The 18,836-nt window shown below is 66.1% G+C and carries 17 protein-coding genes; 11 read left to right on the top strand and 6 right to left on the bottom strand.

Annotation, left to right across the window (positions count from 1 at the left end):
* Positions 1–133: 133 nt before the first annotated feature.
* The 5 genes from GSQ83_RS04855 (at position 134) to GSQ83_RS04835 (ending at position 5,307) form a co-directional block, all read left to right on the top strand.
* Positions 134–1,063 carry a hypothetical protein gene (locus GSQ83_RS04855; RefSeq protein WP_158801749.1) on the top strand — a complete coding sequence of 310 codons (930 nt, stop codon included), beginning with the start codon at positions 134–136 and terminating at the stop codon, positions 1,061–1,063.
* Positions 1,064–1,345: 282 nt separating this feature from the next.
* Entirely contained in the window at positions 1,346–2,752 is a 1,407-nt protein-coding gene (locus GSQ83_RS04850) for an MATE family efflux transporter (RefSeq protein ID WP_158801748.1), read from the top strand.
* 45 nt (positions 2,753–2,797) lie between these two features.
* Positions 2,798–3,025 (top strand): DUF3311 domain-containing protein, encoded by a 228-nt coding sequence (locus tag GSQ83_RS04845; protein ID WP_158801747.1) that lies wholly within the window; start codon positions 2,798–2,800, stop codon positions 3,023–3,025.
* On the top strand, positions 3,022–4,575 hold the full coding sequence (gene mctP / locus GSQ83_RS04840) for a monocarboxylate uptake permease MctP (RefSeq protein ID WP_254065506.1): 1,554 nt from the start codon (positions 3,022–3,024) through the stop codon (positions 4,573–4,575). Before GSQ83_RS04845 ends, mctP begins: the two co-directional genes overlap by 4 nt.
* Before the next feature lie 3 nt (positions 4,576–4,578).
* Positions 4,579–5,307 (top strand): MgtC/SapB family protein, encoded by a 729-nt coding sequence (locus GSQ83_RS04835; RefSeq protein WP_174246623.1) that lies wholly within the window; start codon positions 4,579–4,581, stop codon positions 5,305–5,307.
* A 50-nt stretch (positions 5,308–5,357) separates the two neighbouring features.
* On the opposite strand, the gene GSQ83_RS04830 is transcribed toward GSQ83_RS04835, so the two are convergent.
* A complete protein-coding gene (locus tag GSQ83_RS04830; RefSeq protein WP_158801746.1) occupies positions 5,358–5,978 on the bottom strand; it encodes a hypothetical protein in 621 nt (206 codons plus the stop codon).
* A 133-nt stretch (positions 5,979–6,111) separates the two neighbouring features.
* Positions 6,112–6,705 carry a TlpA disulfide reductase family protein gene (locus GSQ83_RS04825; protein ID WP_158801745.1) on the bottom strand — a complete coding sequence of 198 codons (594 nt, stop codon included), beginning with the start codon at positions 6,703–6,705 and terminating at the stop codon, positions 6,112–6,114.
* Between the two features lie 13 nt (positions 6,706–6,718).
* On the opposite strand from GSQ83_RS04825, the gene argH reads away from it, so the two are divergent.
* From argH to GSQ83_RS04810, 4 genes are read left to right on the top strand one after another with little or no spacing between them, the layout of a single operon-like run.
* Positions 6,719–8,146, top strand: coding sequence for an argininosuccinate lyase (argH, locus tag GSQ83_RS04820; RefSeq protein ID WP_254065505.1), 1,428 nt, complete (start codon positions 6,719–6,721; stop codon positions 8,144–8,146).
* An 8-nt stretch (positions 8,147–8,154) separates the two neighbouring features.
* A complete protein-coding gene (locus GSQ83_RS29590; RefSeq protein ID WP_174246622.1) occupies positions 8,155–8,298 on the top strand; it encodes a hypothetical protein in 144 nt (47 codons plus the stop codon).
* Between the two features lie 3 nt (positions 8,299–8,301).
* The gene (lysA, locus tag GSQ83_RS04815) at positions 8,302–9,639 is read left to right on the top strand and encodes a diaminopimelate decarboxylase (RefSeq protein ID WP_158801744.1); all 1,338 of its coding nucleotides are present in this window, start codon (positions 8,302–8,304) and stop codon (positions 9,637–9,639) included.
* A gap of 52 nt (positions 9,640–9,691) precedes the next feature.
* Complete coding sequence (locus GSQ83_RS04810; protein ID WP_158801743.1) at positions 9,692–12,100, top strand: DUF4175 domain-containing protein; 2,409 nt, start codon at positions 9,692–9,694, stop codon at positions 12,098–12,100.
* Here the strand turns inward: GSQ83_RS04810 and GSQ83_RS04805 are convergent.
* A complete protein-coding gene (locus tag GSQ83_RS04805) occupies positions 12,097–13,038 on the bottom strand; it encodes a choline sulfate utilization transcriptional regulator (protein WP_158801742.1) in 942 nt (313 codons plus the stop codon). The two genes, GSQ83_RS04810 and GSQ83_RS04805, sit on opposite strands and share 4 nt — an antisense overlap.
* A 94-nt stretch (positions 13,039–13,132) precedes the next feature.
* On the opposite strand from GSQ83_RS04805, the gene betC reads away from it, so the two are divergent.
* Together betC and choX are read left to right on the top strand one after the other, a co-directional pair.
* Positions 13,133–14,656, top strand: a complete 1,524-nt coding sequence (gene betC, locus GSQ83_RS04800; protein WP_158801741.1) for a choline-sulfatase — start codon at positions 13,133–13,135, stop codon at positions 14,654–14,656.
* Between the two features lie 26 nt (positions 14,657–14,682).
* The gene (gene choX, locus GSQ83_RS04795; RefSeq protein WP_158801740.1) at positions 14,683–15,645 is read left to right on the top strand and encodes a choline ABC transporter substrate-binding protein; all 963 of its coding nucleotides are present in this window, start codon (positions 14,683–14,685) and stop codon (positions 15,643–15,645) included.
* A 769-nt stretch (positions 15,646–16,414) separates the two neighbouring features.
* Here the strand turns inward: choX and GSQ83_RS04790 are convergent.
* From GSQ83_RS04790 to GSQ83_RS04780, 3 genes are read right to left on the bottom strand one after another with little or no spacing between them, the layout of a single operon-like run.
* Positions 16,415–16,966: a hypothetical protein gene (locus tag GSQ83_RS04790; protein ID WP_216849932.1), complete on the bottom strand. Its 552-nt coding sequence runs from the start codon at positions 16,964–16,966 to the stop codon at positions 16,415–16,417.
* A gap of 38 nt (positions 16,967–17,004) precedes the next feature.
* Complete coding sequence (locus tag GSQ83_RS04785; protein ID WP_158801738.1) at positions 17,005–18,039, bottom strand: cyclopropane-fatty-acyl-phospholipid synthase family protein; 1,035 nt, start codon at positions 18,037–18,039, stop codon at positions 17,005–17,007.
* Positions 18,036–18,833 carry a DUF1295 domain-containing protein gene (locus GSQ83_RS04780; protein ID WP_158801737.1) on the bottom strand — a complete coding sequence of 266 codons (798 nt, stop codon included), beginning with the start codon at positions 18,831–18,833 and terminating at the stop codon, positions 18,036–18,038. Before GSQ83_RS04780 ends, GSQ83_RS04785 begins: the two co-directional genes overlap by 4 nt.
* Positions 18,834–18,836: the final 3 nt, after the last annotated feature.

Genomic DNA, 18,836 nt, shown 5'->3' with positions numbered 1-18,836 from the left:
TCAGGGGCCGCATGATTTTGCGGCGCGGCTGCGTAGGGCTCCAGGCGGTGGGCGCATCGTCGAGTCCCGGCCAAATCCTCTCTTCGACACGCTCCGGCGGCGGATCGGCGATCCTCAAGCTTATGAGCGCGTCGTGCAGAAGCTGAAGAACTACGAAAAATATTTCAAGGCAGGCGGCCCAGTCCAAAGGCACTTGGTGACGCGCTATCCTGGCGATGTTGTAAGGGCGATCGAATCCATGCGGATTTACAGCAATATGCCCGCGCATAAGGCACGCAGGATGGCGTTCACGCGCCGTCTCACGACGATGGACGACGACACATATACGCCCGAAGTGAATCAGGCGGTCCTTGGGAATGCGCAATGCCTCGCGCGGACCAATGCTGAATGCGTGCTCCCCGGCAACCAAGTGTCGCTGGAGATGCGCTCGCCCTTCATGCGGGATGATGGGAAGGTTGTGCGCCCCGTCATTCTCAGCGTGTCCGCCCCCGACCTCGGTTCGCCGGATCAGCCGGAGTGGCCTCACTACGTGAACAGCGATAATCGGCTTCGCGAGGCGCCATACCGCTACTCGCTTGAGACGCTGTGGGGCCACATCTTCAGAAGCAGCGCGCAGCATCCGGACCATCGAGTGGTCTTGTCGGCTTTTGGAATGGAGAACTTCATCAAGGGGTTGCCGCCGAAGGAAAAAGGGCGGGCGAGGGCAATCGGCGCGGATGTTTTTGCTCGTTCGATCAAGGAGCTGCAGCACAGAGGCATCGACGTCGCCTTCAGCGACATCGAGGAAAACGGACCATTTTGGACCGATGTGAATCGCCTGCTGCCGGAGGGATCAGCCATCCGCTGGGTGGGAGCGCTGCCGGGTCGCTGGATGCGTAACAAGGATATTACGGTCAACTCCTGGGATCCGATAGCCTTGGTCGGAAACGGGTGTCGGATCGACAACTCTTTCGACGGCTGGTTGGGCCGCTCTTCTGCGACGAGTTGGTCGGATGCGCTCGTATGTATCCTCTATTATGAAGGCGTGTTAGGCGAAGTTGCCAATATCCCTGTGCAGCACTGACAGAACGAAGACTCTGCTGCTGGTCGCGGCGAGCTGAGCAACCGAGCCACCCGGTTGCTTTCTGCCCAGGCGGAGCATCGACATTCTCGGGCGATACGGTGAATCGCGTAAAGTCGTGGATGACAAGTCCCGCATGGCATACGTCGTGAATTCATAAACTCGTTGTCGAGGGCCTATACCACGGGCGTAGTCAGCTTTTAGCAATGAGCCTTGCTGCATTTCCGGCACGCTCATGCTATGTCCCCGGACCCTGACGCCGCCGCCTGGCAAGAAGAGACTTTCATGTCCGCCCTCGCTCCCCCCGCATCACGCGCGACGCTTTTGCGCGAGATCGGGATCCTGCTCCCGCTCGCCATACCGCTCATCCTCGGCCAGCTCTTCAGCTTCGGCACGGATGTGGTGAGCACCCTGCTGGCTGGGCATCTCGGGGCCTCGGTACTGGCGGCGGTGTCGGTGGGCACCAGCCTCTGGATCGTCATCTTCGTGGTTGTCGTCGGGCTCATGATGTCGGTTCAGCCGACGGTCGCGCAGCTCGACGGCGCCAGCCAGCGCGCCGCGACGGCCGGCGTGTTCCGGCAAGGCGTCATCCTCGGGTTGAGCGTCGGGCTTCTCTGCTTGGTGATCGTCGCCATCGCGGGGCGGTCGCTTGCCGCGGCCGTCGGCGTGCCCATCAATCTGATACCAATGGCAAGCGGCTTCCTGCTGGCCTCGACGCTGTCCTTTCCCGCGCTAGGTCTGCTCTCGGCCTGCCGTGGCTTCTCCGAGGGGCTGTCGCGCACCCGGCCGACCATGATCTGCGGCGCCATCGGCCTGCTGATGCTGGGGCCGATTGGCTACGGGCTGATGTATGGCATCCCCGGCGTCCTGCCCGGGCTCGGCGCGACCGGCGACGGGCTTGCCCTCTCCGCCGTGCTTTGGGCCGAGGCGCTGGCCTATCTCGCCTGGATCCGCCTCTCCGGCCGCTATGGCGGGGTCGACTGGGACAGCGGTGGCTGGCGACCGGACTTTGCCATCCTCCTTCGCCTCTTGCGGATCGGCTTGCCGATCTCGGTGACGCTTCTCCTCGAAGTCACGATGTTCTCGGCCGCGACGCTCGTTGTGGCGCATTTCGGTGCGGTCGCGGTGGCGGCGCATCAGATCGCGATGACCATGTCGGCGCTGTTCTTCATGGTGCCGCTCGGCCTCTCGCTCGGTGTCACGGTGCGGGTGGCGCGGTTTATCGGGCAACGTGATCCGGAAAGCGCCCGTCGCGCCGGCACGGCCGGCTTCATCCTGATGCTCGCGACGCAAACGGTGAGCTTCGTCGTGTTGCTGTGCTTCGCGCACAACATCGCCGGCGTCTTTACGGATGACCTCAAGGTCGCGGCGCTCGCCTCGCTCCTGCTCGGCTTCGCGGCGGTGTTCCAGTTCTCGGATGGCACCCAGGTTGTCGCCAACGGCGCGCTGCGCGGCTTGCCGGATACCCGCATGCCGATGCTGCTGGTGCTGTTGTCCTATTGGGCGGTCGGCATGCCGGTAGCCATCTGGCTTGCCTTCAGTTGGAGGCTCGGCCCGGCGGGGATCTGGATCGGCCTCACCGCCGGTCTATCGGTCGCCGCCCTGCTGCTGACCGGCCGCTTCTTCCGCGCGACGCGGCCGAGGCTCGGCCTGGCGGGCGCTCCCTTCCTCTCGCCCGGCGAAACACGCTAGGGAGGGCTTGCGCCCTCAAGGGTGTTGCTAGCCGGAGGACGCCTAATGAAAAGCCCAGGTCCAACCCGCGCCACTGCCTGGCGGGTTCTTCTCGCCGTGCCGGTGATCGCCGTCCTCTGGGTGCCGAGCTTCGATCGCACCGGCCCGGCGCTGTGGGGCTTTCCCTTCTTCTATTGGTATCAGCTCCTCTGGGTGCCGCTTTCCTCAGCCATCATCGGGCTGGTTTTTCTCTTCGAGCGAAGAAGGTCTGGCCCTTCGGAGGATGAGGGGTGAGCGAACTCGCACTCCAGCCGGTGGCGATCGTCGTCTTTCTGGCTCTTTTCCTTCTCGTCACGGTCATGGGTTTCATGGGCGCCCGATGGCGGCGCGGGGACCTCGACACGCTCCACGAATGGGGGCTGGGCGGACGGCGCTTCGGCACGGTCGTCTCGTGGTTCCTGCTCGGCGGCGATCTCTATACCGCCTATACTTTCGTCGCCGTGCCGGCTTTGGTGTTCAGCGCCGGAGCGATCGGCTTCTTTGCCGTGCCGTACACGGTGATCGTCTATCCGCTGTTCTACATGGTGTTTCCGCGCCTGTGGCGGATCTGCAAACAGCACGGCTATCTCACCGCGCCGGAATTCGTGCGCGGGCGTTTCGACAGCCGTGCCTTGTCCCTGGCGGTCGCGGTGACCGGCATCCTGGCGACGATGCCCTATATCGCGTTGCAGCTCGTCGGCATGCAGGTTGTGATCGCGGCCTTGGGACTTTCGGGCTCCGGTATCATGGCAGATGTGCCGCTATTCGTCGCGTTTCTCGTGCTGGCCGCCTTCACTTACACCAGCGGGCTGCGCGCGCCGGCGATCATCGCCATGGTCAAGGACGTGCTGATCTATGCGACGGTCATCGTCGCGGTCGTCGTGATCCCGATGCAGCTCGGCGGCTGGGCGCATATCTTCGCGGCGGTCCCAGCGGCGAAGCTCACTTTGCCGGTGCCGACGGCACATACCCTCGGCAGCTACGGCGCCTATGCGACCCTTGCGCTCGGTTCCGCGCTCGCGTTGTTTCTCTATCCGCATTCGATGACGGCGGCTTTGAGCGCCAGCGGCGGCCGCGTGCTGCAGCGGAACGCGATGCTGTTGCCGGCCTATTCCTTCATCCTCGGCCTGCTCGCCATGCTGGGCTTCATGGCGCTGGCCTATGGCGTGGGCCATGCGCCACAATTCGCCGCCGGTTTCCGCCACTACGGCCCGAACTTCGCGGTGCCGGCGCTGATCCTGTCGGCTTTCCCGTCCTGGTTCGTCGGCGTCGCCTTCGCTGCCATCGCCATTGGCGCCTTGGTGCCGGCCTCGATCATGTCGATCGCCACCGCCAATATCTTCACCCGCGACATCTACAAGACCTACCTCAAGCCGAACGCGACCGATGCGCAGGAATCCAGCATGGCGAAGCTGGTCTCGCTCCTCGTCAAGCTCGGCGCGCTGATCTTCATCCTGGCATTGCCGGCGACGGCGGCGATCGAGTTCCAGCTTTTGGGCGGCATCTGGATCATCCAGACTTTGCCGTCGGTCTTCCTCGGCCTGTCGCGCTGGCGGCTGCGGCCGGGGGCACTGCTGCTGGGCTGGGCCTGCGGCATGGTGGTCGGCACCGCGATGGCCGCCTCGACCCATTTCAAGACCGCGATTTTCCCGCTGCATCTCGGCGCCTTCACCGCGCCCGGTTATGCGGCGCTGTACGGGCTGATCGTGAACCTCGCCGTCGCCATCGTTCTGAGCGCGATCCTCAACGCCTTCCGCAGCGCGGAGGCCGCGGCCCGCGACCCCGCCGCCCGTTTCGGCTTCTAGCCGATGCAGCCGATGCCCCTCGTCGTCACGCCCGGCGACCTGACGCTGCGGCTGGCGCTGACGGTGGCGGCGGGGCTGCTGATCGGCATCAACCGGGACGAACACGGCCGGCCCGCCGGGCTGCGCACGACTCTGCTGGTCTGCCTCGCCGCTTCAGTCGCGATGATCCAGGCGAATCTGCTGCTGCCACTGGCGGGGCGGCCCGACGGCTCCTTCGTGATGCTCGACCTGATGCGGCTGCCGCTCGGTATCCTCTCGGGCATGGGCTTCCTGGGCGCCGCCGCGATTGTTCGCCGGGGCGACCTGGTGCAGGGCGTCACCACCGCCGCGACGCTCTGGATCGTCACCGTCATCGGGCTTTGCCTTGGCGGCGGCCAATTGGTGCTGGGCATCGCCGCGACGGTTCTGGCGCTGCTCGCGCTATGGGGCCTGAAGCGCGTCGAGGTCTTCGTACATCGCGAGCACCGCGCGACGCTCACCGTAACCATCGACAGCGAAGCCGATGCCACGACCGAGCCGCAGGTCATCGCGGGCTTCTCCGCCGACGGTTACTGGGTTGCGCGCGAGTCAGTGACCCACGCGCCGACGGCCGGCTACAGCGAGCATTGCTACGAGCTGCGGTGCACGGGATTGGTTCGTAGTCCGGCGGGGCCAGCTTTCCTGCGCGTCCTCGCGGCGCTCCCGAAAGTGCAGGCGGTGAGTTGGAAACCGCAGGGCATGGGGACGGTCTAGGCGGGAAAGCCCGCACCGGCTGATGCAGGCTTCCGCGACCGTGCCGACGCCTATTGGCTTACCGAGAGATTCGAATAGGCATAGTCAAACGGAGCCTTCGCGCTGCCCTCGCCGATGATTCCGACAGTGCCGCCCGTGGGAGGCGCCTGGATCTGGAGCTTGCCGATCGGTTGCCCGTTGACGAAGAGCGAGACGAGATTGCCTTTGGTGACGAGCCGCAGCGTGTTCACCGCGGTAGCGCCGGTTTTGACGTTCGGGTTCGCCATGAAGGGCACGATGGGTTGCCAGCCGGTGGCGGCGACATGGCGATAGATGCCGAAGGTTCCGGCGGTATCCGAGACGCCGAAGAAGTAGAAGTCGCTCGGCCCGGTGGCCCAGAAGATCAGCCCGGCATCGCTGCCGGCAGTCTTCGGCGTGATCGTGACGCTCGAATCCTGGTCAGTGAAGTTGAACCCGGCATAGGTCGCCCAGTTGACCCCGGAGGTCGGCATGGTGATGTGCACGAAGCCATCCTTCAGCATCATGCTCGTGCCCTGGGCACCGAAATTCAGCGGCCAGGATGTCAGCGGGTCCGTCAAGACGGCTTGCGCCGCCCGGCTGGCCTGAATGCCGCCAAGGCCGAAGCAGGCCACTAGACCTGCCAAAGCCACCGATCTGAAAATTGGAGTCACCACATTCCCCTTAAATCTTCGAAACGACTGTAATCTAAGCCGAAGTTTTCCGGCCTCGAAAGCTAATCGAAGAGCTGAGGGCTTTAGAAGCTAAGATTGCAGGACGATTGACCCAGCCGGGCGTCGTTGGCGTCTAAATCCGAACGTCTGCCGCCTTCGCCAGATCCGGTCCGCACAACGACCGCACCTTCGCGGCCGCCTCCTCGGTGCCCCAATCGGCGCCGCCGATCAGCCGTGCCTTCGGATGGCCCGCCCGGTCGAAGATCACCGTTACCGGGATGCCGGGCACCTGCCACGCCTGCAGGATGGCGCTGTTATGGTCGAGCAGCACCGGCAGATGGCGGATGTCGTGGCTGCGGTAGAAGCCCTGCACCGCCGTCGCTCCGCCGATATCGGAGGAGACCGGCAGCACCACGATGCCGTCCTTCGCCAGCGTTTGCGCCAGCGTGTCCATGGTGGGCAGCTCGGCGGTGCAGGGGCCGCACCAGGTCGCCCATAGATTGATCACCACCCCCTGGCCGCGGTAATCGGCCAGCGTCCGCACCTTGTTGTCGGCCGTGTAGAACTGGAAGGGCGGCAGCGACTGGCCGGGCGGCACGGTCTCCAGCCCAGAGATATCGCCGAGCGACTGTGCGGCGGCCGGGCGCGTGCTAAACCCCCCGGCGACACCGCCGGCCAGCAAGCCGCCGAGACGAAGCGCCGCGCGGCGCGAAACCTTCAAGCGCATTGGATCAGGCTCCTTGAACGACAGCACTCAGCCGCGACCGCACCAAGCTTCGCACGGATCGGAGGCCAATGCCCAATGGGGCGGCCGCTTCGCCGAGGGGCCGGCGCGGATCATGAGCGACATCAATGCCTCGATCGGTTTCGATCAACGCATGTGGCGCCAGGATATTCGCGGGTCACGCGCGCATGCCGCGATGCTGGCCCGCGCGGGGGTCATTTCCTCCGCCGATGAGCGCGCCATCGCCGGCGGGCTCGATGCCATCGCCGCCGAGATCGAGGCGGGGCGGTTCCCGTTCGAGGCGGCGCTCGAGGATATCCATATGAATATCGAGGCGCGGCTGACCGACCGGATCGGCGATGCCGGCCGTCGCCTCCATACCGGCCGCAGCCGCAACGACCAGGTGGCGACAGATTTTCGCCTTTGGGTGCGGGACGCCATCGATGGGCTGACCCTGCAAGTCGAGGACCTCATGCGGGTGCTGGCGGGGCGCGCGGCTGAACACGCGGCCGACCCCATGCCGGGCTTCACCCATTTGCAGACGGCGCAGCCAGTGACGCTGGGCCATCACCTCTTGGCCTATGTCGAGATGCTGGCGCGTGATCGCGGCAGGCTGGCGGATTGCCGCCGCCGCCTCAACGAATGCCCGCTGGGTGCCGCGGCCCTCGCCGGCACCTCCTTCCCGATCGACCGGGAGGAGACCGCCGCCGAACTCGGCTTCGACCGCCCGACCGCTAATTCGCTCGATTCCGTCTCGGACCGCGATTTCGCGCTGGAGTTCCTGGCGGCGGGCGCGATTTGCGCCATGCACCTGTCGCGCTTCGCGGAGGAGGTTGTGATCTGGTGCAGCGCGCCTTTCCGCTTCATCCGCCTGTCGGACTCCTTCACCACCGGCAGTTCGATCATGCCGCAGAAGCGCAATCCGGACGCTGCCGAATTGGTGCGGGCGAAGACCGGCCGCATGGCGGGCTCTCTGGTGGCTCTGCTGACGGTGATGAAAGGCCTGCCGCTCGCCTATGCCAAGGACATGCAGGAAGATAAGGAGCCGGTTTTCGAGGCTGCCGACGCACTCGCCCTCAGCCTCGCCGCCAGCGCCGGGATGGTGCGGGACATGACGCCGGAGCTTGCGCGCATGGCGGCGGCCGCCGGGCAGGGCTACGCGACCGCGACCGACCTCGCCGACTGGCTGGTGCGGACGCTGAAACTACCCTTCCGCCAAGCCCATCACGTCACCGGCCGGCTGGTGGCGCTGGCCGAGGCGCGGGACATCGATCTCGCCGCACTCGACCTCGCCGATATGCAATCTGTTGAGCCTGGGATAACCGAGGCGGTCTATGGCGTGCTGACGGTGGCCGCTTCGGTCGCCTCGCGGACGAGCTTTGGTGGCACGGCGCCGGCCAATGTCGCGAGGCAAGCCGCTCGGTGGCAGGAGATCCTGGGGTGAGGTCGGGGATGACGGTTCAGGCGAGACGCATCGCGTTGGTGCTGGGGGGTGTGGCGCTGCTGGCTCTCGCCGCTTGCGGGAAGATGGGTTCGCCTTCGCCGCCGGGCCCGCCCGACAAGATTTTCTACCCGCACCTTTACCCCTCGGATTAGCCGATGGCCGATATCGACCAGCCCGAGCCCGGCCAACCGGATCGCGCCGCCCTGATCGCCACCCGGCCGCCCCTGCGGGACTTGAGCGCGGCGGGGCTACATTTCGAGGGCGTCGCTTTGGCCGAGATCGCGGCCGAACTCGGCACGCCGGCCTGGGTTTATGGCGCTGGCACCTTCCGCGACCGCCTCGCCACGCTGCGCGCCGCGCTCGACGGGGCGGGGCTGTCCGCAGCCAAGATTCACTATGCGGTGAAGGCGAACGACCATCAGGCGATCCTGACGCTTGTCGCCCAGGCGGGTGCTGGCGCCGACGTGGTGAGCGCGGGGGAGATGATTCGCGCGCGTCACGCTGGGATTCCTGCGGCCCACATCGTTTTCTCCGGCGTCGGCAAGACCCTCGCCGATCTTCGCCTCGCGGTGGGCGAGGGGATCGCGCAGATCAATGCCGAGAGCGTCGAAGAACTCGCGATGCTTTCTGTGGTTGCCACCGAGCAGGGCCGCCAGGTCGATGTCGTGCTGCGGGTCAATCCGGATGTCGATGCGGCGACCCATGCCAAGATCACCACCGGCCGTGCCGACAATAAATTCGGCATCGCCTGGGAGGATGCCCCCGCCGCCTATGCCCGCGCGACCGCGCTGCCGGGTCTCAATCCGGTCGGTCTCGCCGTTCATATCGGCAGCCAAATCCTTTCGCCCGCGCCTTATGCCGCCGCCTATCGGCGCGTCGCCGACCTTGTTCGGGCGCTTAGGCAAGGTGGTCACGCGGTCAACCGTGTCGATTGTGGCGGCGGCTTTGGGATCGCCTATGGCGCCGCCACACCGTCACCGCTGGATGCCTTCGCCGCGGTGCTGGCCGAACAGCTTGGTGGCCTCGGCCTTGATCTCATGGTTGAGCCGGGCCGCTGGCTGGTGGGACCGGCGGGGCTGCTGCTCGCTTCCGTGGTGCTGGTGAAGCAGACCGGGACGCGCCGTTTCGTGGTCCTGGATGCCGCAATGAACGACCTCATCCGCCCCGCGATGTACGAGGCCTGGCACGCGATCGTGCCGGTGACGCCCGAAACGGCGCCGCTCGCTTTGGTCGATGTCGTGGGGCCGGTCTGCGAGAGCGGCGACACTTTCGCGCGTGACCGTGCGCTGCCGCCGCTCGCAGCGGGCGATCTCGTGGCGATCCTCGATGCCGGGGCCTATGGTGCGGTGATGAGCTCGACCTACAACGCGCGCCCCTTCGCCGCCGCCGCCCTGGTCGATGGCCCGCGCTGGAGCGTGATCACGCCCCGCCAGCAGATCGCCGACTTGTGGTCGCGCGAAACTGTGCCCGATTGGATAGCGGGCGAGCGGTGACGCGGGCAGCCCCGCCCCTAATTCTGCCGGCTCCAAAGCGGAGCCTCGAAGCGTGAGCCCCGGAGGCTGGCGGCGCCGCGCACAGGCCGTGCTCATCTTCGAGCGGCTCTGGCCCGTTCTATGGCCACCCGCCGGGATCCTCGGCCTGTATCTCTTGGCCGCATTGCTCGATCTGCCGCAACGTCTCGGCCCATCGCTCAACACGCTCCTTCTTCTAGTGTGCGCGATTGTCGCGCTTGGCGTTCTAGGCTGGGGCCTCCGACGCTTCCGCTGGCCGGGACGCGCGCAGGCTGAGGCGCGGCTCCAGCGAGACTCCGGTCTGCGCCACTCCCCGATGGCCGCCCTCCGTGACCGTCCCGCGCAACAGGACCGCGTGGCGGAAGCTTTGTGGCTGGCGCATCAGGCCCGGAGCCGCCGCGAACTCCGCCGCCTGCGGCTGGGCCTGCCGCGTCCCGGCCTGGCAGCGCGCGACCACATGGCCTTGCGCGGCGCCCTTGTCGTGGCCCTTGTCGCCGCCGTGGTTATTGCAGGACCGCAGATCACCGGACGGCTGGGCCGCGCCTTCACGCTCGACTTTGCCTTCGCCCATTTCGGCGGGCCGCCGCCGACCGTCACCGCCTGGGTTACGCCGCCCGCCTATACGGGCCGTGCGCCCTTCCTCGTGTCGCCGCAGATCCTCGCCTTCGCCGCGCCCGCCGGTTCGCGCCTGACAGTGACGGTCGCGGGAACCCGCAAGCCGCCGGTGCTGCGCCGCGACGGGTCGCCGGTCGCCGGTTTCCGCGCCCTCGACACCGGCGCCTATCAGGCGGAGACCATGTTGGCGGCCAGCGGCCCGCTGCTTCTGCGCGGCAACGGGGATCGGTTGGCCCGATGGCAGCTCGAGGTCATACCCGACCGCCCGCCGAACGTGGCTTTCGTCGCGCCGCCGGTAGCGGATACCGACAACCCCACCGCTTTGCGTCTGGCTTGGCGCGGGGGGGATGACTACGGCGTTACCTCGCTGCAATTCGAGGCCCGGCTGGCGACACGGCCGCAAGCGCCGCCTCTGGTGGTGCCGATCGCCTTGCCCGATGGCTCGGCCACGGCGCCAAAGGGCGTGCAGTCGATCGACTTCTCGACCAACAGCTGGGCCGGCCTGCCGGTCTCCCTCCGTCTCGTGGCGAAGGACGCGCTCGGCCAGGCCGGCTCGACGGGCAATGTGATGCTGATCCTGCCGGAGCGGCGCTTCTCGGATCCCTTCGCGCGCCAGGCGGCGGCGCTGCGCCGCCTGCTGGTCGCGGCGCCGGAGCACGCTTCGACGGTGGGAGAGGCCGCACTCAAGGTCGGTGCCGCCGCCGCGGTGGCCGGCCGCCCGGCCGCCGGGTCGCTGGCGCTGGCCGATGTCGGCTGGGCGCTACGCTTCGACACCAGCACCAGCCAGATCAATCGCGTGACCGACGAGCTGTGGCAGGTGGCGCTGCATTTCGAGCAGGGGCCCGCCGCCGAGACCGCGCAATCGCTCCGCGCCGCCGAGGACGCCTTGCGCAAAGCGCTCCAGGCCAAGAATGCTCCCAACGCGACAGAGCTGTCGAAGCTCATGCAGGCGGTGCGCGCCGCCTTGCTGCAACATCTTTCGGCGCTCATGCAGATGGCGCAGCGGCAGGGCGGCGAGATCACCACGCCGCCCGATTCGCCGCGCCTCGACATGGGCGCCCTGGCGCAGACCCTGCGGCAGATGGAGGCGGCGGCGCGTGCCGGTGACGCGCAGGCGATGCGCCAGTCGCTCGCGTCGCTGGAGCGTAGTCTGCGCTCGCTCGAACAAGCCCGCGTTCAGCCTCCGGATCCCGCGCGCGAAGCGGCGCGGCGCCGGGCGGAGCATGATTTGGCGGCGCTGCAGGCCATGCTGCATCGCCAGGCGGGGCTGATGGATCGCGCCAATCGCCGCGCCGAATCCGAAAGCAACGACACGCACGGCCAGCACCAGGATGCGACGGCACAGGACGCTCTGCACCATGCGCTGCAATCGTTGCTTGCTGGCCGCCGCGACCCCAGCCTCGGCGCCGCCGGCCACGCGATGGGTGATGCGACCCACGCCTTGCAAGGGGGCGCCGATGGCATTGCCGCGAATGACCAGGGTCAGGCGATGCGAGGTCTGCAAAGCGCGATCGGCCGCCTGGGCCGTCAACTGGCGGCGCAATCCGGCGGCACGGTGATCAGCGGCGCCGGCCAGGGAGCCATGGGTTCGCAGCCGGGCGACCTGCCGGAGGAAGGCTTCGGGGGCGCCTCCGGCCCGACCGATCCTTTTGGGCGGCCCCTTCAGACCGGCGCTGGCGTGAGCCTTGGCGCCGATCTCAACCTGCCGCAGGGGTCGCCGGAGGCCCAACTGCGCGCCATTCTCCAAGATCTCCGCCGCCGCGCCGGCGAGCACGATCGCCCGCAGCCCGAACTCGACTACATCGACCGGCTACTTCAGCCTTTCTAAGGGCGTGCATGCGCCGAGGCTTTGATTCCCGCCGCGCATTCCGTCAGCAGCCAGGCGCGGAAGGCGAGCGTCGCGGGGTTGCTTCTCCCGCGCGGCGCTTCGGCAAGGCAATAGCCTCGGCCGGTCACTACCGCTTCCGTCATCACCGGCACCAGGGCGCCCGAGTTCAACAACCGGTCGACCAGTGGCTCCCACCCCAGCGCCACACCCTCGCCGAGCAGCGCCGCCTCCACCACCAGCGGATAGGTGTTGAAGCGTAGCGACCGGTCCCGGCTACTCCGAGGCGGTAGACCGTGGCCCGCGAACCAGTCCGCCCAGCGTAGCCAACGGACAGGGTCCGGTGCATCGAGATGGAGCAGCGGCAAGCGGGACCAATCGAGCATCCGCCAATCCCGGCCTGTTCCGCCATGTTGCGCCAGGAAGGCCGGGCTACAGACCGGGCGCACGCTCTCGCCGAATAGCATGACGACGCCGCGGCCCTCGCCATCGCCGAAGAGGATCGTGATATCGGCATCTTCCGCTGGTGCGTTTGGCGCGAGCTGTGACGTCACGATCCGCACCTCGACGCCGGGCAGGGCGTCTGCGAGGGCGTGTAGCCGTGGCATTAGCCAGAATGACGCGAAGCCGAAATCCGTCGCGATGGTGAGCGTCGAGCGCGCCACTTCCTGGCGCAGCATAGCGATGACATCGGCGATCCCATCCAAACTACGGGTCACAGCTTCCAGGAGTGTGGCTCCCGCCTCGGTCAGCCGCACGCCGCGGTGCAGCCGCTGGAACAGCGGGCGGCCGAGAGCTTCCTCCAGCGAAAGCACCTGCTGGCTCACCGCCGACTGAGTCATGCCGAGCGACTGCGCCGCCAGGCTGAAATTGAGCAGCCGGGCGGCCGCCTCGAAAGCCGCGAGGCGATGCAGGGGTGGTAGGGCCCGGCGGCTTGGCATCAGTGGTGCTTATATCACCATAAGTAATGGTTGACTTCACCAAACGGTTGCTTGTGGCTGATAGTGCAGCGTTTCGAGACGACAGGGCAAAAGTGTGCGGAAGCGGCCAAATATCCTCATCCTAATGGCCGACCAGCTGACAGCCGGGGCGCTTCCCGCCTATGGCAACGGAGTTGCGCGCACGCCTTTCCTCGACCGGCTCGCCGCCGAGGGCGTGGTCTTCGAGGCGGCCTATTGCAACAGCCCGCTCTGTGCGCCCTCACGCGCCGTCCTGATGTCCGGGCAGTTCCCTTCCTCCACCGGCGCCTACGACAATGCCGTCGAGTTCCCCTCCCAGATGCCGACCTTCGCGCATTACCTGCGGGCCGACGGCTACCGTACGATCCTCGCGGGCAAGATGCATTTCTGCGGCCCCGACCAGCTCCACGGCTTCGAGGAGCGGCTCACGACCGACATCTACCCCGCCGATTTCGGCTGGACCCCCGACTGGACGCGGCCGGAGGAGCGGCCCGACTGGTATCACAGCATGGACAGCGTGACGCAGGCCGGTCTCTGCGTGCGCACCAACCAGATGGATTTCGACGAGGAGGTCGGCTTCGCCGCGCGGCAGAAGCTTTATGACATCGCGCGGGATCGCGACGACCGGCCGTTCTGCATGGTCGTTTCGATGACCCATCCGCATGATCCCTTCACGATCCCCGACCCGTATTGGTCACGGTACCGCCGCGAAGAAATCGACATGCCGCGCGTCCCGGCTGCCAATTCCGAGCGCGATCCGCATGCGGCGCGGCTGCGCCATGTATGTGGTCAGGATTTGCAGGATGTGACCGAGGCGCAGATCCGCGACGCGCGTCATGCCTATTACGGCGCTGTCTCCTATTTCGACGATCACGTCGGCGCACTTCTCGTGGCGCTGCGTGACGCGCGGCTGGCGGAAGATACGATCGTCATGCTTCTCGCTGACCACGGCGAGATGCTTGGCGAGCGCGGTCTCTGGTTCAAAATGAACTTCCACGAGGGTGCGTCTCGCATTCCGATGATTGTCCATGCGCCCGGTCGTTTCACCGCGCGGCGCGTAAAGGCCGCGGTCTCTCTCCTCGACGTGTTGCCGACCTTGGCGGCCATCGCGGGGGAGGGGCGGGAGCCCGAATATGCGACTACGCCTGATGGTCGCAGCCTGCTGCCTTACTGCGAGGGTGCGCCGGACGATGCGGGCGAGGCCATTGGCGAATACTGTGCGGAGGGCGTCACCGCGCCGATGGTGATGATCCGCCGTGGCGCGCTCAAATTCATCCACTGCCCGACCGATCCTGACCAGCTGTACGATCTCGTGGCCGACCCAGACGAGCGCCACAACCTGGCACCCCAAGATCCGCGCGTTGCCGGTTTTCGTGAGGAAATCGCGCGCCGGTGGAATCTGGAAACGCTGCGACAGGATGTGCTCGCAAGCCAGAAGCGGCGGCGGCTGGTGTCGGATGCGCTGAACCAGGGCCAATACCACCCCTGGGATTTCGAACCGAAACGCGACGCCAGCCAATCCTATATGCGGAACCACATGAAGCTTGATGATCTCGAAGCCATGGCGCGCTTCCCGCGTGTCACACCTGCGACCAACTGACGCACAACACGAACAGGAGATCCGCGATGCGCCTTTCTCGCCTGCTCGCTTCTACTGCTTTCGCCGCTCTCGGTGTCGCGGCGGTCGCTTCCAGTTCGGCGCGCGCAGCGGATCCGGCGAGTTGCACGACCGTGCGCATGGGGACACCGGGCTGGAGCGATATCCAATCCACCAACGGAATCGCGGAGCTTTTGCTGACGGGCCTCGGCTACAAGCAGCAGATCGAGACTCTCTCCGTGCCGATCACCTATCAGGCTTTGAGCAACGGCCAGTCCGATGTCTTCCTCGGCAACTGGGCACCGGCGCAGGATCACTTCACGAAACCGCTCGTGGCGGCCAATAAGATCGACGTGCTGCACCAGAATCTCGATGGTGCGAAATACACCTTGGCGGTGCCCGATTATGTCGCGGCCGGCGGCGTGAAGAGCTTCGCGGATCTCGCGGCGCATGGCGAGGAATTTCACCACAAGATCTACGGCATCGACGCCGGCTCGCCGGGCAACCAGAACATCCAGAAGGCGATCGACAACCCGGCGCTCAAGCTGAGCGGCTGGAAGGTCGTGCCGTCCTCCGAGCAGGGCATGTTGTCTGAGGTTTCACGCGACGTGCCGCATAAGCGCTGGGTCGTGTTCCTCGGCTGGGCGCCGCATCCGATGAACACGAAGTTCAACCTCACCTATCTCGCGGGCGGCGACGACTATTTCGGCCCCAACTTCGGCGGCGCGACCGTCAATACCGTAACACGCAGCGGCTTCGCGCAGGCCTGCCCCAATCTCGCCCATCTCTTCAGCCAGCTTACTTTCAGCATCCCGGCTGAAAACATGATGATGAACGCAATCGATAACGAGCGACAAACGGGAACCCAAGCGGCGGCGGCCTATCTCAAGGCGCATCCCGAGCTGCTCGCGACTTGGCTCGATGGCGTCACCACGCAGGACGGCAAGCCAGGACTGCCGGCGGTAAAAACCTCACTTGGCATTGGTGGGTGATGTGAGACCGAACATTAAAGGCGCCGAGCCCCGCTTCGGCGCCATCGTCGCGGCGATCCTCGTCAGTGTGATGCTGTTAGTGGTCTACGCGTTGCTGGCCCGCTACGGCGGGTAGTTTCGCCGGGATCGGTGTCGAACGCGGGCGTTGCCTTCGGTCTAAACCGTGCTCATTCCTCCACGTCATGCTCGAAGGCCGAGCATCCACGCCTCTGCGTAAGGCGCCAAAGGAAGACGTGGATGGCACGCCTTCGCGTGCCATGACGGGATCGTAGGGGCGCGGCTCGATATTAAGTCATCACGCGCTAGCGCGGTCCTAACAAGGAGATGTTCGAGAATATTGGGACGTCCATACTATTAGCGACAATCTAACAAGCGTTTCTTGCTGGCTGACGGCGTCGCCACGGAGTCCATTCGGCAAGCGAGCGGCCGTCAGCACGGCGCATGGCGTCGGCAGTCGAACAAGGAGCGACTCGAGATGAGTGCAATTACCGGGCGGCACTGTGGCCAAGAGTTCGAGATCTTGCCGGGTGTGTACGTCCCGCCTTTGCTCTTCCAGGATATGGTGCTGGCCAGGTCGAACTTGAATCCCCCGGGCGCCGTCATTCGTCGCACGATCGCGAGCCGCGGGTTTTGTTGCGACGCTCCCATTCGGGCGCTACACATTTCCGAAGAGCGTACTTGATCAGTTGATAAGGGACTTGCTGAGACAGTCCGGGGACCTCGAACTGTCTGTGACGGACATTAAACGAGCCTTAGATGAGCGCGATGCTCAAGGCGAAGTCGTCAACGCCGGCTGCGTCACGATTTCGGCGGCCGGTGGCTGTGGCGGTACCGCTGGAGAATGATAGGCCGACGCCTGATCGTAAACCTGCTCCAACGGCTTCATCGTCGGTTCAGGCTGCCTCATGCAGCCGCGCACCACCGGCGCGCAAGTGCCATCCTGGCCGACCGCTTCGTCCGTGCTGCCGGCATAGTGCACTTCGGTCACATGCCCGTTCACGACTCGCATGATCGCCGAGCAGGCGCCTCCGCTGCTGCCAAGCGTCAACCCGCCGAGACTAAGCGGCAACGTGACGCCGAGGCCGGTCGAGGTCGGCGGCTTGTAATCGTAACTGTCGATCTCGGCGGACGGACTGAGCCGCGTGACCTTGTCCGGCGGACCGGCGCAGGCGAAGAGATCGGCCGAGGACATGCCGACCATGGCACTCTGCGCCGCATGGGCCGTCCGGGCATTGCCGTAACCGCAGCCGGCGAGCGCCAGGAGCGGAAGCAGGGAAAGAATCGCAACTCTCATCCGCGCGAGTTTATCGCAGTGCAGCATAAACGTGAACCCAGTCGGGCTCGCCCTGTGCGGAGCGGTTATGCCGGTTGCAGCAGGTAGTGGCTGACGCCCCAGGGACGGCCTCGGTCATGGCCGAAAAGCCCGGAGGTCGCGAGGAAGAACAGCCGCCACCGGCGAAGCCACAGCGCGGTGTCGGCACCATAGACCGGCCGCAGGATCGCCTCGATCTTCGCGCGGTTGCGATCAAAATTGGCCAGCCAATCCTCCGCCGTGCGGCGGTAATGGGTCCCGCTCCACTGCCATTCGCGCTCGACCGCGAAGAGGTCGGGGAATTGCCGGATGAGGCCATGGCTCGGCATGATGCCGCCGGTGAAGAAATGCTGCGCGATCCAGTCCGCCTTGTCGCCGAGTTCGAAGCGATAGGGCGCGCGGGCATGGGCGAAGATATGGATCATCGCCCGCCCCTCCGGCCGCAGCCAGCGCCGCATCGCCGCGAAGAGCGGGCGCCAATTGGCCATATGCTCGAACATCTCGACCGAGACGATGCGGTCGAATTTGGCGAGGGGCGCGAAATCTCGCGCGAAGTCGTTCATATCGGCGGTGATGACGCGGACATGCGAGAAACCTCGCCGCGCCGCTTCCGCCTCGATATACGCGCGCTGGGAGGCCGAATTGGAAACGGCGGTGATGCGCGCCGCCGGATAGTGCTCCGCCATCCAAAGCGTGAGCGATCCCCAGCCGCAACCCAGTTCCAGAATCTCTTGCCCATCGACCAGCGCCGCATGCGCACAGGTTTCGGCTAAAGCGCGCTCCTCAGCCTCGGCCAAAGTCTCCCGCCCGGTGGGGTAGAGGCAGCTCGAATATTTGCGCCGCGGCCCCAGCACCTCGGCGAAGAACGCGGCCGGAACCTCGTAATGCTGCGTATTGGCGGCGTCGGCATGTTCGGCGATCGGGAAGGCGCCCATCCGAGCGGCAAAAGTAGCATCGCGATCGCCAATGACTGCCAGTTTGCGGCGCGTGCGGCCGACCATCATGCTGATACCGAGGCGGCTCAGCGCATCAGGCAGCGGCCATCGCTCGGCGGCGCTGGCGGCGAATGTGGCGAGGCTCATGCGCGGACTTTCGGTGGCAGCGGGAGGAACTTGCTCACCCGCCGCTGATAGTCCCGAAATGCGTCGCCGCGGGAGCGCAGCATATGGGCCTCGGTTGGCGGAATGCCCGAACCATGCACCAGCACGAGATACATCGCCACCGGCCCGATCCAGGCCAGCCAGCCCCAGGCCCAGCCGAGGCCCGCCACCGCGAATAGCGCATAGGCGACCCAGATCAGCCACTCGAAGAAATAATTGGGATGGCGCGACCAGCCCCAGAGGCCGACATCGCAGATGCGGCCTTTGTTGGCCGGATCCTGGCGGAAGCGATGAACCTGCCGGTCCGCCATCGCCTCGCCGAGGATCGCGGCGACGGCAAGGAGAACGGCATCGGAGTCGAGCCAGTCAAAACCAGGCGCGGGATTCCGTCCGGCGAGCATGATGACGACACCGAGAACGAACACGCTCGCAGCCTGCATCTGCAAGAAGCCGAACATCTTCCAGCGGTAGCTCGGCCCCCAATCCTTCTTGAGCTGCGCATAGCGCGGATCGTCGTGGCCCTGCAGCGCGCGCCGCAGGATATGGCCGCCGAGGCGCGCCGCCCAAGCCGCCGCTATGGCGCTCACCACCAATTGCCGCGTCGTCCAATGGCTAGGCGCGGTGGGCCCCAGGATCAGCACGATGCCCGCAAGAGCAGTGCCAAAGGTCCAGGTGACATCGACCCAGCTGCTATTGCCGCTTCTTTGCTGGACAACCCAGGCGAAAACCATCGCCAGGCTGCAGGCGACCAGCACCGCGACTAGTAAAATCGTCATGAA

The organism is Acidisoma sp. L85, from assembly GCF_009765865.1.
In the GTDB taxonomy this organism is placed as follows: Bacteria; Pseudomonadota; Alphaproteobacteria; order Acetobacterales; family Acetobacteraceae; genus Acidisoma.
Note: the sequence above shows the minus strand (reverse complement) of the source record. Positions and strands in the feature narration are given on the sequence as shown.

Excerpts from the sequence above, each read along its gene's own strand:
- GSQ83_RS04850 (WP_158801748.1), top strand. The coding sequence starts at position 1,346 with ATGTCCGCCCTCGCTCCCCCCGCATCACGCGCGACGCTTTTGCGCGAG.
- GSQ83_RS04845 (WP_158801747.1), top strand. The coding sequence starts at position 2,798 with ATGAAAAGCCCAGGTCCAACCCGCGCCACTGCCTGGCGGGTTCTTCTC.
- GSQ83_RS04835 (WP_174246623.1), top strand. The coding sequence starts at position 4,579 with ATGCAGCCGATGCCCCTCGTCGTCACGCCCGGCGACCTGACGCTGCGG.
- GSQ83_RS04825 (WP_158801745.1), bottom strand. The coding sequence starts at position 6,705 with ATGCGCTTGAAGGTTTCGCGCCGCGCGGCGCTTCGTCTCGGCGGCTTG.
- GSQ83_RS29590 (WP_174246622.1), top strand. The coding sequence starts at position 8,155 with ATGACGGTTCAGGCGAGACGCATCGCGTTGGTGCTGGGGGGTGTGGCG.
- lysA (WP_158801744.1), top strand. The coding sequence starts at position 8,302 with ATGGCCGATATCGACCAGCCCGAGCCCGGCCAACCGGATCGCGCCGCC.
- GSQ83_RS04805 (WP_158801742.1), bottom strand. The coding sequence starts at position 13,038 with ATGCCAAGCCGCCGGGCCCTACCACCCCTGCATCGCCTCGCGGCTTTC.
- choX (WP_158801740.1), top strand. The coding sequence starts at position 14,683 with ATGCGCCTTTCTCGCCTGCTCGCTTCTACTGCTTTCGCCGCTCTCGGT.
- GSQ83_RS04790 (WP_216849932.1), bottom strand. The coding sequence starts at position 16,966 with ATGCTGCACTGCGATAAACTCGCGCGGATGAGAGTTGCGATTCTTTCC.
- GSQ83_RS04785 (WP_158801738.1), bottom strand. The coding sequence starts at position 18,039 with ATGAGCCTCGCCACATTCGCCGCCAGCGCCGCCGAGCGATGGCCGCTG.
- GSQ83_RS04780 (WP_158801737.1), bottom strand. The coding sequence starts at position 18,833 with ATGACGATTTTACTAGTCGCGGTGCTGGTCGCCTGCAGCCTGGCGATG.